The organism is Slackia sp. (assembly GCF_977041755.1).
In genome coordinates this window covers 1-12,043 of the sequence record NZ_CDRRGL010000056.1, presented here as the reverse complement: position 1 = coordinate 12,043, position 12,043 = coordinate 1, and the positions used below count along the sequence as shown (strand labels likewise).

At 58.9% G+C, this 12,043-nt stretch carries 8 protein-coding genes; 6 read left to right on the top strand and 2 right to left on the bottom strand.

Features of this window, described 5'->3' with window-relative positions; all coding sequences use genetic code 11:
• Both ACWI8T_RS05580 and pxpB read right to left on the bottom strand, forming a co-directional pair.
• The coding region (locus tag ACWI8T_RS05580; RefSeq protein WP_449138249.1) for a 5-oxoprolinase subunit C family protein at positions 1 to 614 on the bottom strand (614 nt) is incomplete at its 3' end.
• Positions 615 to 1,340, bottom strand: coding sequence for a 5-oxoprolinase subunit PxpB (pxpB, locus tag ACWI8T_RS05575; RefSeq protein WP_449138248.1), 726 nt, complete (start codon positions 1,338 to 1,340; stop codon positions 615 to 617). It abuts the gene before it with no gap.
• A gap of 322 nt (positions 1,341 to 1,662) precedes the next feature.
• On the opposite strand from pxpB, the gene ACWI8T_RS05570 reads away from it, so the two are divergent.
• The 6 genes from ACWI8T_RS05570 (at position 1,663) to ACWI8T_RS05545 (ending at position 11,785) form a co-directional block, all read left to right on the top strand.
• On the top strand, positions 1,663 to 2,376 hold the full coding sequence (locus tag ACWI8T_RS05570) for a sulfite exporter TauE/SafE family protein (protein ID WP_114616416.1): 714 nt from the start codon (positions 1,663 to 1,665) through the stop codon (positions 2,374 to 2,376).
• Between the two features lie 843 nt (positions 2,377 to 3,219).
• On the top strand, positions 3,220 to 3,918 hold the full coding sequence (locus ACWI8T_RS05565; RefSeq protein ID WP_449138250.1) for an AzlC family ABC transporter permease: 699 nt from the start codon (positions 3,220 to 3,222) through the stop codon (positions 3,916 to 3,918).
• A 3-nt stretch (positions 3,919 to 3,921) separates the two neighbouring features.
• Positions 3,922 to 4,260 (top strand): AzlD domain-containing protein, encoded by a 339-nt coding sequence (locus ACWI8T_RS05560; RefSeq protein ID WP_449138247.1) that lies wholly within the window; start codon positions 3,922 to 3,924, stop codon positions 4,258 to 4,260.
• Positions 4,261 to 5,187: 927 nt separating this feature from the next.
• Positions 5,188 to 6,603, top strand: coding sequence for a glutamine-hydrolyzing carbamoyl-phosphate synthase small subunit (gene carA, locus ACWI8T_RS05555; RefSeq protein WP_449138246.1), 1,416 nt, complete (start codon positions 5,188 to 5,190; stop codon positions 6,601 to 6,603).
• A 3-nt stretch (positions 6,604 to 6,606) separates the two neighbouring features.
• Positions 6,607 to 9,873, top strand: a complete 3,267-nt coding sequence (gene carB, locus ACWI8T_RS05550; RefSeq protein ID WP_449138245.1) for a carbamoyl-phosphate synthase large subunit — start codon at positions 6,607 to 6,609, stop codon at positions 9,871 to 9,873.
• A gap of 580 nt (positions 9,874 to 10,453) precedes the next feature.
• A complete protein-coding gene (locus ACWI8T_RS05545) occupies positions 10,454 to 11,785 on the top strand; it encodes a purine-cytosine permease family protein (protein ID WP_449138244.1) in 1,332 nt (443 codons plus the stop codon).
• The last annotated feature ends 258 nt before the right edge of the window (positions 11,786 to 12,043 follow it).

Here is a 12,043-nt window from a genome sequence, read left to right as displayed (position 1 = left end):
AATGTGTCAATGCCGCGGCTCGTGAACAAATCGCTTTGCGGACCGGGCACTACGCGAATTTCCTGCGTGAGGTACTCGAAATGGTAGAACGGGTCGTTGCGGTAGTGGTTGGGGCCGAAATCGTAGTAGGGGTTCGGCGTGGTGTCGTGAAAGTTCACCACGTCGCCGAACGCGAAGCGCCGCCCCTCGAAGCCGCCCAAGCTGCATTTCAGGTTGGTGGAAGCGCTGCCCATGACGCGGGACACATCCACGCCGCCGTTGGCGATGGCCAAATATCCGTATACGCCGCGCTCGGCGGCCGGCATTGAGAGGCGCTGGCCGGCGCGCACCACGAACGCCTGGTACATGGGCGCGCGCTCTTCGTCGAGCCGCGGGTTGAAATCGGCACCCGTAATGGCGACGACGGCGTCGTTTTCGAATTCGAGCGTGGGGCCCGCGAAGGCGAATTCGATGGCCGGCGCATTCGCCGCATTGCCCACAAGCAGGTTGCCGAGCGAGAATGCGCGGCGATCCATGACGCCCGAAGGCGAGAAGCCGCTCGCGGCGTATCCCATGCGGCCGCGGTCTTGCACGGTGGTCAGAAGACCCGGCACGCACACGGTGAACTTCGCCATTTACATCGCCTCCTTCACGCGGTATTCGTAGGTTCCAGCCTGCAGCGCGGCCTCGATTTCCGCATATTCATCGGGGGAAATGGCCTCGAATTCAATGGAATCGCCCGCGGCATACAAAAACGCCGGCTCGCGTTCTGCGTCGTAGGGGCGCAGCGGGCTGCGGCCGATGATTTGCCATCCGCCGGGCGAGGGCAAGGGATAGATGCCCGTTTGCGCGCCGCCAATGCCCACAGCGCCGGCTTCGATGTGCACGCGCGGCACTTCGAGACGGGGCGTTTCCAAATCGGGGTTCAAGCCGCTTAGGTAGGCGAAGCCCGGCAGAAAACCCAGCATCGCGATGAGGTATGTGGGCTCGGTGTGCAGGCGCACCACTTCCTCGGGGGTGATGCCGTGGAATTGCGCGACATGCTCAAGGTCGGGGCCGAATTCGCCGCCGTAACACACGGGAATCACGATGGTTTTGCCAGCCGAGGCCCCTTCGGCGGAAAGGCCGTCGAGGTTGGCGTGCACGGCCGAAACCAATTCCTCATAGGAAATAGTTTCGGGGTTGTATGCGACCATGACGGCACAAAACGTGGGAACGATGTCTTCGATGCCTGCAATGCCTGCTGCCTGAATGCGCGCGGCGGCGCTGCGCACAAGGGCGCTCGCTTCGGCCGAGATGGTATCGGCGACAACGATATTGATGGCGGAATCTCCGCACACGCTGATTTGATAAGGGCGCATGGGTGCACTCCCTCTAGTTTTGCTTGAACGTTCGGCGAAATGCGCGGCGTGGCGTGCCGCGTCGGTTAATTGCTTTGTATACTTTAGCGCACGATAGTACAGAGTTGACGCGAAGACTTCGTTGTTTACAATTTAGCAACCGCAAGCGGCGAGAATGCGTGCGAAACTTACAGGATGATTCGTTTCCGCAGCGCGGGCTTCTCCCTGGTCGGGCTTGGCCTTTGGGCGAATCGCTTGTGAGACATGCTGCCACGTTTTCCGAATGAGACACGCTGGCAAAGGTTGCTTGTTTCGAATATGAGAGATTGAAAGGCTGTTTTTCGTGGTTGGTCGCGGTTTATTTTTGGGCGTGTTCTTCATCGCCTATGCCATTCAGGCGATAACGGGTTTTGCCGGCAATATTATCGCGATGCCTGCGGGCATGGCGACCGTCGGCATGCAAGAGAGCGTCGCCATGCTTAACGCCACCGGCATGATCGGCTGCGGTCTTATCGCCATTCAAAATTGGAAGCACATCAACTGGCGCGAGCTCGCGATTATGCTTGCGGTTATGACGCCGTTCATGTTTGTGGGCATTTGGCTCGACACGGTGTTGCCGCTGGGCATTCTGTCGAAGATTTACGGCGCCATTGTGGTGGTCGTGGGCGTGCGCGGATTGGTGCTCAAACAGCAGCGGTTCATGCCGAAGTGGCTGCTCGCTGTGCTGCTGGTGCTCGCAGGCCTCATTCAAGGCATGTTCGTTTCGGGCGGCGCCATTCTCGCGATTTACGCGCTCCAGCGCCTTCAAGATAAAGACCAGTTCCGCGCAACGCTTTCGTGCATTTGGATGGTGCTCAATTTCGTGTATGCCGCGCTGCAGCTTAGCCAGGGGCACTACACGCCCGATTGCCTGGTCATGGTCGCTATTGCTATCCCACTTCTGCTCGTGGCTACGTGGCTCGGCAACAAGCTGCAGAAGCGTATCAGCCAGGCAACGTTCATCAAGGTGACTTATGTGTTGCTCACGGTGATTGGTATTATTCTGCTTGTGAAATAAGCGCTGTTGCGTGTTAGTGTGTTTGGGCGAGTTTGGGCGAGTGCGGCTTGACGCGATCCTGTTTCGGGCGAGGGCCGAGGTTTGCGGGGTGCTGAGCGAGCCTGCTCTCGCGTTGCTCCGGTCCGCCCCGATAGACCGACGCGTCTGCACTGTCCAAGAAAGCGCTCATTGCGGGGTGAGCCACGGTGCCTACGATGATTTATTACGGCCTTGAGGTGATTGCGCCGCAGCTGTTTTTTGCTGATGTGCTTCTCGGCGACACTCGTGATCGACATTGTTGTGGGCCGTGGGGTAGCATCGTGAATTCCCCGGGGGCATTATGTCGATGCTTGTGCCGTGGAACACCTGTGCCATTTGCACGTACGCGCACTGGGCGTTTCCCGCGTCGATTGTATGGGTTCCGAAAAGTGAGCTGATGCCGGCAGCGCTGGATGCCAAGGTGCCCGAAGGCGCGCCTAGCGAGGGCAGGCGAACCTGGGGCAAGCGGATCAAGGCGTGGGTTGCTGTTCGATGTGGCTGCTTGTTTTCGTGTTGCGCATGCGTCGGAACCTGTTAAACGCTACGAGCATTTAACAGGTGGCGGGTTGTGCTGGTGGTGCGCCTCTACAACCCAAATACGCCCTGGCGCGCGTGAAATATCTGTGCGAGACGGTTGGAAAAGCGGCAGCGCCCTTCTATAATCACGGCACTATGTCTGAAACAAATTTGAAACAAAACCGGGCGGCGACTGAATCTGCCGCCGTCGAACGAGACGGCGCTGAATCGGGCGTCGTTGAATCGGCCGCATCCGAACCCGTTGTTGCCGAAACGAGCGTCGCTCATAAAAGCGGCGTCTCTGCCGCTATGCAAAAAGAGGCCTTCCAGGCCGCATGGCCCATTGTGCTCGGCTATATCGTGCTGGGCATTCCGTGCGGCATCTTAGGCGTGGCTGCCGGCATGGACGTGTGGATGATTGCGATAATGAGCCTGCTGTTCTATTCAGGCGCCGGCCAATACATGATTCCCAATATGTGGCTCGCGGGTAACCCGATTTCGGCCATTATCGCCAGCGTCGCGCTCGTGAACACGCGCCAAATGCTCTATGGCGCATCGCTTTCGCAATTCTGCGGCAGCGCGGGCAAGCGCCTGGCGTTCATTTTCGGCGCCACGGTAACCGACGAGAGCTTCGGCGTGAATTTGGCGCGCATGATTAATGGCAACTGGTCGGTGAAGCACGCCTTGCTCGTGAATTTGTTCTCGCTTACGTCGTGGACCGTTTCCAATGTCGCGGGTGCGCTCATCGGTTCGGCAATCTCGCTGCCCACCGCACTCGCTTCGTTTGCCATGACGTCGCTGTTCATTTGTTTGCTGTGCATGCAGAAGGTGACTCCTGCAAATCTGGTCGCCGTGTTTGGCTCCATCTCGGGTGTCATTGCCTGCAAATGCGTGGGCCTTGCTGGTCCCGCCATTTTGATCGGAGCGCTTGTGGGCGTGGGTGCCGCGTTCGCATTCTCGAGCGTGCGCCACGATGATCGCAACACGACTATGAAAGTGGGGGAGTAGGCAATGGACGTTACGAGCTTCCTCATTATTTTTGGCGTGTGCTTGGCGTGTATGCTCGCCTGCCGCTGCCTTCCCGTCTTCTTGCTCAAGGGCAAACAATTGCCTGAGCGGTTTGTGCGTGCGCTGAATTTCATTCCGCCCGCGGCTTTTGCCGCCCTGGTGACGAATGACCTGTTTGATCCCGCGAAAGTCGCTTCGGGCGACATCGCGCTGTGGGGCATGCCCCTGTTGGCCGCCGCTGTGGTGCTCGTGGTGGGCGCGAAGACGAAATCGATGGCGGCTTGCATCGTAGTGGGTGTTGGCATGCTCGCTGTGCTCACGTATGCGCCTGCGCTGTTGTAGGCTTTTGCCCCTGCTGCTTTTCTGCTGGTCTCATTTGAATATGGTTTGACGAGCCCCGTGGCGGCACGACTGCCACGGGACTCGCTATATTATCGGCCGTTGGGTGGGGCGTACCATAAGGCACGACGCGCCGCCAGGTGAGAAGTGCTTGCCAGATGCACTGCGTCGCTAGGCGCGATGTGCTGCTGGATGGGGTGCGCACCGCAGGGCGGACGCGCTAGTGGGCGGTATGCCTTATTAGACAAGACGCCCCGCTAGGCGGACATGTTGCCAGGTGAGGCATGTCGTTAGATGGGGAGCGTCGCTGAGCAGCGAAGGCGCACCGTCACGTGAGAAGCGTTTTTGCCAAGATGACGCTTTCGGAGCAATACGCGCCGCGACGCAGTTTAGCCGCTACGTGGGTTTTGCGCTCAGGCGCTGACGCGGACGATGAGCGGCTCGACGTGTTCTTTCGTATGCATACAAACTCCAATCTGGGCTGATGTTATCGGTCCAGCTTTTTTGTTCGTGCCCCCGCCTTTCGGGCTCAGCGTAAATGATTTCCCTGTTTTCTGCCAAAAGTTGCGAATTCGGGGGCATGAAACGCCCTTTTTCAAGGGAATACGCTGTCGAGAAGGTCAATTGCCCCACGAATTGTTAACATGTCCTAACCGTGACCTGGGGATATGTGACTAAAGCAACGGGCTCGCACTTTTGCTAAGCCCCCGAATTCGCAACGTTTGGCAGAAAATCGCATTCTGATTTACGCTCGCCGCTCACCGCGCTTTAGTGTGGTGGATTATAGAAATTTCCTCCATAGACGTGATTCGCCGTTATAATCGCCCAAATGCAAATCAAGGGTTGTTTAATACACTTTTCGTTATAAATATGCAATTTGGAGCGAAAGTGCCTTTAAACCGGTACCGAGAGACCGAAAAGGAGACGCAAATGGAAGCTACCCAAACCGCCACAGGGCACGTGTCTGCGGCAACAGTGTTGTCGGCTGGCCAAGAAGGGGCCAAAGCCGTGACAATTGCAGAGAAACTTATAGCCGCCACGAGCAAAAAAGCTCGCAAGGCGGCTATTTTGTTATTGGAGGACGGAACCCGATTCGACGGCTGGGCATGCGGTGCCCCGGGCGAAGTTACGGGCGAGATTTGCTTCAACACATCGCTCGAGGGCTATCTTGAGGTTATTACCGACCCTTCATATGCGGGTCAAATTGTCACGATGACGTATCCCCAGATTGGCAACTACGGTGTGAACCTCGACGACACGCAGTCGGCCAAGCCCGCTCTGCGTGGCTTGGTCGTGCATGACATGTGCCGCACCCCTTCGAATTGGCGTTCGAGCATGGCCCTGCCCGAATTCCTCGAGCGCGAGAACATCGTGGCTATCGAGGGCATCGATACTCGTGCGCTCGTTCGCCATATTCGTGATTTCGGTGCGCAGACCGCTATTTTATCCACCGAAGATCTTGACGCTGCTTCGCTCGCGGAAAAGGTCGCCGCAGCTCCGAGCCTGGTGGGCCGCAACCTCGCCAAAACCGTGAGCCGCGCCGCCACGGAATCGTTCGATAAGGTGCCTGAAAGCCAGGCGTTCGCCGTGGCGGCTCCCGCGCCGAAGAAATATCACGTGGTTGCGTATGACTGCGGCGTGAAAGAGTCGATTCTCGCGGGCCTCGTGCGTGTGGGCTGCGACCTTACCGTCGTGCCGTGGGACACTCCCGCTGCCGACGTGCTTGCCATGGAACCCGACGGCGTCTTCCTCTCCAACGGCCCGGGCGACCCCGATGCCGTGACCGAAACCTACGAGCAGGCGCGCGAGCTTATTGGCAAGGTGCCGGTGTTCGGCATTTGCCTGGGCCACCAGATGATTAGCCTTGCAAGCGGCGGCGAAATGGAGAAGCTCAAGTTCGGCCATCGCGGCGGCAACCAGCCCGTCATGAACCTCGTGAGCGGCCAGGTGGAAATCACCGCGCAGAACCACGGCTTCGGCCTGGTGTTCCCGAGCCTCGGCAAGCTTGTGCCCGAGCTTTCGGGCGGCGTGGCCGAGCATCCTGCCGACGGCGACCTTCGCTTCTGGTCGCAGCGCCGCATCGCTCCCGTCGTTGAAAACGAGCGCTTCGGCCGCATTCGCCTGACGCACGTCAACTTGAACGACGGCACTTGCGAAGGCATTCAGCTACTCGACCAGAATACATTCTCGGTGCAGTACCATCCCGAGGCCAATCCTGGTCCCACCGATGCGCACTACCTGTTCACGGCGTTTTGTCGCCTGATGGACGGCGATACCGACTACCTGAACATCAACATTTCACAAGACCGCCTCGCTGGTTGGGTCTTCGGCTCGAAGGAGGCCTAGGCAATGCCCAAACGTACCGATATCAAACGCATTCTCGTTATTGGTTCGGGCCCCATCGTTATCGGCCAGGCGTGCGAGTTCGACTACTCGGGCGCTCAGGCGTGCAAGGTGCTCAAGGAAGATGGCTACGAAGTGGTGCTCGTGAATTCGAACCCTGCTACCATCATGACCGATCCCAGCTTGGCCGACCGCACCTATGTGGAGCCCATTACCGCTGAGTTCATCGAGCGCGTTATCGCTAAAGAACATCCCGACGCCCTGCTGCCTACCCTTGGTGGCCAAACGGGCCTGAATGCGGCCGTTGAGCTGGCGAAATCGGGCGTGCTCGAGCGCTATGGCGTCGAAATGATTGGCTGCGATTTGGCGGCCATTGAGCGCGGTGAAGACCGCAAGCTGTTCGCCGAGGCCATGGAAGAAATTGGTTTGGAATGCGCGCGCAGCGGTTATGCGTACTCCGTTGAAGATGCTGTTGAACTTGCCGGCAAGGTGGGCTACCCCTGCGTGCTTCGCCCGAGCTTCACGCTCGGCGGCGCGGGCGGCGGCATCGCCTACGACGAGCAGGAGCTGCGCGAGATTGTGGCGCAGGGTCTGGAGCTTTCTCCCGCCGGCGAGGTGCTTGTGGAAGAAAGCATCATCGGCTGGAAAGAATACGAGATGGAAGTCATGCGCGATAAGGCCGGCAACGGCATCATCGTGTGCTCCATCGAAAACGTTGACGCCATGGGCGTGCATACCGGCGACTCTATTACGGTGGCGCCTGCGCAAACGCTTTCCGATGTGGAATACCAGCGCATGCGCGTGGCCTCGCTCGCGATTCTAGAGAAAATCGGCGTCGAAACGGGCGGCTCGAACGTGCAGTTCGCGCTCAACCCGAAAAACGGCCGCCTGATCGTCATCGAAATGAACCCGCGCGTGAGCCGCTCATCGGCGCTCGCGTCGAAGGCGACCGGTTTCCCCATCGCGAAAGCTGCTGCGCGCCTGGCCGTGGGCTACACGCTCGATGAAATCACGAACGACATCACACGCGTGACGCCGGCATGCTTCGAGCCCTCTATCGACTATTGCGTGGTGAAAGTGCCGCGCTTCGCATTCGAGAAATTCAAGGGTACCGACACCACGCTGTCCACGCGTATGAAGGCCGTGGGCGAAATCATGAGCATCGGCCGCACATTCGAGGAAGCGTTCGGCAAGGCCATGCGCTCGCTGGAAAACGGCCGCGCGGGTCTGGGCGCCGATGGCAAAGACGCTTTCGACGAAGAGCATTTTGACGAATGCGTGGCACGCCCCACGGAAGACCGCATCTTCTATGTGGCCGAGGCCCTGCGTCGCGGTTGGACCGTTGACGCGGTGCACGAGGCGTGCGGCATCGACCCGTGGTTCCTGCATCGCATCGCCGATATGGCCGCTGTGCAAAATCAGCTCGAAGGTCTGCGCCTTGAAGACCTCGACGCGCCGGCTATGCGCATCGCGAAACAATACGGTTTTTCCGATGCTCAAATCGCCTACCTCACGGGCACGAAGGAAGTTATTGTGCGCGCCTATCGTAAGGGCCTGGGCGTCGTGCCTACGTTCAAGACCGTCGACACGTGCGCGGCCGAATTCGCGGGCAAAACCGAATACCACTATAAGACCTACGAAACGCCCCATGTTGCGGCTGCGGGCGCGGAGCCGAGCTTCGGCGATTCTGAAATCGTGCCCGTCGACAAGCCCAAAGCCATGATTTTGGGCGCAGGTCCCAACCGCATTGGCCAGGGCATTGAGTTCGACTACTGCTGCGTGCATGCGAGCTACGCGCTGCACGAGGCCGGCTACGAAACCATCATGGTGAACTGCAACCCCGAAACCGTGTCCACCGATTACGACACGAGCGACCGCCTGTATTTCGAGCCGCTCACCTACGAAGATGTCATGGACATCGTCGATGTCGAGCAGCCCGACGGCGTTGTGGTGACGCTCGGCGGCCAAACGCCGCTGAAGCTTGCGCATGCGCTTCAGGAATCGGGCGTGACCATTATGGGCACGAGCCCCGAGGCGATTGACTTGGCCGAAGACCGCGAACGTTTCAGCGCGGTGCTCGACGAGCTCGACATCACGTACCCTGCTGCAGGCATGGCCACGGGCTTCGAGGAAGCCGAACGCGTCGCCAATCGCATTGGGTTCCCGCTGCTTGTTCGCCCGAGCTACGTGCTCGGCGGCCGCGGCATGGAAATCGCCTACGACCCGTCTCACCTGCGCACCTTCATGGCCGAGGCAACGCGCATCTCTCCTGATCATCCGGTGTATTTGGACCGTTTCCTCGAGGGCGCCATTGAATGCGACGTTGACGCGCTGTGCGACGGCGAGCAGGTGTATGTGGGCGGCGTGCTCGAGCATATTGAGGAAGCTGGCATTCACTCGGGCGACTCGGCCACCTGCATTCCGCCGTTCTCGTTCAGCGACCGTTTGGTCGGCGAGCTGCGCGACATCACGCGCCGCTTGGCGCTGCGCCTGGGCGTGCGCGGCCTGCTCAATGTGCAGTACGCCATCAAGGGCGAGACGATTTATGTCATCGAAGCGAACCCGCGTGCGAGCCGCACGGTGCCGTTCGTGTCGAAGTCGACCGGCGTGCCGCTGGCGAAGTGCGCGGCGCTTATCATGAGCGGCCGCAGCATCGAAAGCCTGGGCTTGCCGGCTGACGATCGCCGCATGGATTACTTCTGCGTGAAGGAAGCCGTTATGCCGTGGGGTCGCTTCCCGGGCGCGAACGTGGTGCTGGGCCCCGAGATGAAATCGACGGGCGAGGTCATGGGCATCGCGAGCACGTACCCCGAGGCCTATGCGAAAACGCAGCTCGCCGTGAGCTACGAGCTGCCGAAGGAAGGCACCGTGTTCATTTCGGTATGCGATCGCGACAAGCGTCACATTCTGCCCATCGCGCGCACGATTCAGCGTTTGGGCTTCCGCATTGTGTCGACCGAAGGCACCGCGCGCACGCTGCGTGGCGGAAACGTGCGCTGTGAGGTCGTACGCAAGATTTCCGAGCCGCATCCCAATGTTGGCGACATGATTTCCAATGGCGAAATCGCGCTTATCGTGAATACGCCATATGGTTCGGAAACGCGTGGCGATGGGTACTTCATGCGCACCGAAGCCGTGAAGCATGGCGTGACGTGTGTGACCGCGCTTTCGGGCGCAAGCGCGTTTACGGCCGCGCTTGAAGCGCTTGACGAGAATCCGTATGGTTTGCCGGTAATCGCGCTGCAAGATTTGCCGCAGTACGAGGTGAAGTAAGCGGCAGGCTGACAGGTTAACGGGCTGGCTGGTTGGCTTACTGACTGGCCGGCCGGCCCGCTAATTGATTGGTTGGCTTGTTGCCCGACCTGACCGGTTGCCTGGCTGGCCGCCAAGCGAAAACCCAGATTGCGGCTAAACGCGGGGCGGGCTATGCGGCCGAGCGCGCGGCGAACGTGGTTCGGGGTGTCGAGCCTGGGCGTCAATTAAGGCGGTACGGGGTGCTTTCTCGTGCATGAGCGAACGCTGTCGGCGATGCGGCTACGCTGATCGTTCTCCGTTCGGCGGAGCAAAAGAGCCGCTCGCCTGTCGTGTAGAATTGCAACATCTCTTCCAAAAAAAGGGGCCTTCGGGCCCCTTTTGTGTTCAACGGCTAGAAATTCCCCTATATAGGGGTGTTAACAAACTTGTTACTCTGTCGCACTAAAGTAACAGTGTATAATCTCGCTTTAATTTGACGGTCGCCGAAAGGGCCGTCGCGTGCGGGTTGGCCACGCCTGCGGTGCGCGACGTTCGCTTCGAAGACCATCGTTTCATATTCGGAGTACTATTAACAAAAGAAAGAAGGGGGTTGGTCTCCATGGCGAACGAACCCATCGACAACGACTACTCACTGTCGCGCGTTCCTGAAGGAGCCAAGCAACCGCTCTGGCAAATTCTGATGATTCGTATCGGCGCCATTTGCTGCGTCTCGCAGTTGGTTTTGGGCGCAACGCTCGGCTACGGCATGACGTTCTGGGGCGCTTTTTGGGCAACCATGCTCGGCTCGGTTATTCTGCAGGTCGTAAGCTGGGCACTCGGCACCGCGGCCGCTCGCGAAGGCCTTTCGACGAGTTTGCTGTCTCGCTGGTGCGGCCTCGGCAAAAATGGTTCAGCTATTTTGGGTGGCGTCGTTGCCATTTCGATGGTCGGCTGGTTCGGCGTTCAGAACTCCGTGTTCGCTGAAGGTATGCTTTCTATCACCGGCGTGCTGAATTTCCCCATTTGGGCAATCATTACCGGCTTGGGCATCACGCTTCTGGTCATCGCCGGCATTCGTTGGATTGCCCGCTTCGCTACCGTGTTCGTGCCGCTGTTCATTGCTGCCGTTGTTATTTCTGCTGCAATTGTGCTGCAGGACCACAGTCTCATCGAATTCCTCAACTCGCCGCATCCCGGTCCCGAGTTGACGTTCGGCACGGCTACTACCATGGTCGCTGGCGGCTTCATCGCGGGCGCTATTTGCACGCCCGACTACGCGCGCTATCTGAAGAATGGCACCCAAGTGTTTTGGATGACCCTCATCGGCACTTTCGTGGGCGAGCTCGGCATGAACCTGCTTGCCGTTATTCTGGCTCACGCAACCGGCACCGACAACGTGACCGACATCATGATGGCGACTTCGGGTGTTTTGGGCGTGATTATCGTCGTCGCTTCCACCGTCAAGCTCAACGACATGAACCTGTATTCGTCGGGCCTTGGCGTTGCCACTGCCATTAATGCACTGTTCAACGTGAAGATTAACCGCAACGTCATGACTTGGACGCTCGGTATCATTGGCACGCTGCTTTCCGTTATCGGCATCATCAACTACTTCACGAGCTTCCTGACGCTGCTCGGTGTTGCCATTCCGCCTGCGGCTGGCATTATGGTCATCGATTACTTTATCCTGAAGCGCAATCGTGGCGTTCTGGAGAAAACCCGCCCGTCGGGCAAGCTTCCTCAGAAGGTTGAGAAGTGGAACCCCATCGCGCTTACCGTGTGGGCGCTCGCGTTCTGCGTGGGCGAGGGCTCCTCGATTCTGGCTATTGGCATTCCGGGCCTGAACTCGCTCATCTTCGCCGGCATTGTGTACTGGGGCGCTATGACCATTTACAAGTCGGTCAAGAAGGTCGACGTGGTGAAGTTCAAGGAAACCGATCAGATTCTGTAGTTGAACTGCGCTGCGAAAACTGCATAGATTCGCGATTGAAAAGGGTCGGCTTCGTGCCGGCCCTTTTTACTGGGAAGGGTTGGGCTTCGCGTCTGGCTTTTTGTTGGGAAGGGTCGGAATTGTGCGTGGCCCTTTTTGTTGGAAGGGGCTGGAATGAACCGCCTCCCATTTCTGCAAAGGACCCCGTTTCCTGAACGGCAAAAGAAGTGAATCAAGCGGCCCGGCTGAGCCTGTACTCGACCGGGCTGCTTCCGTCCA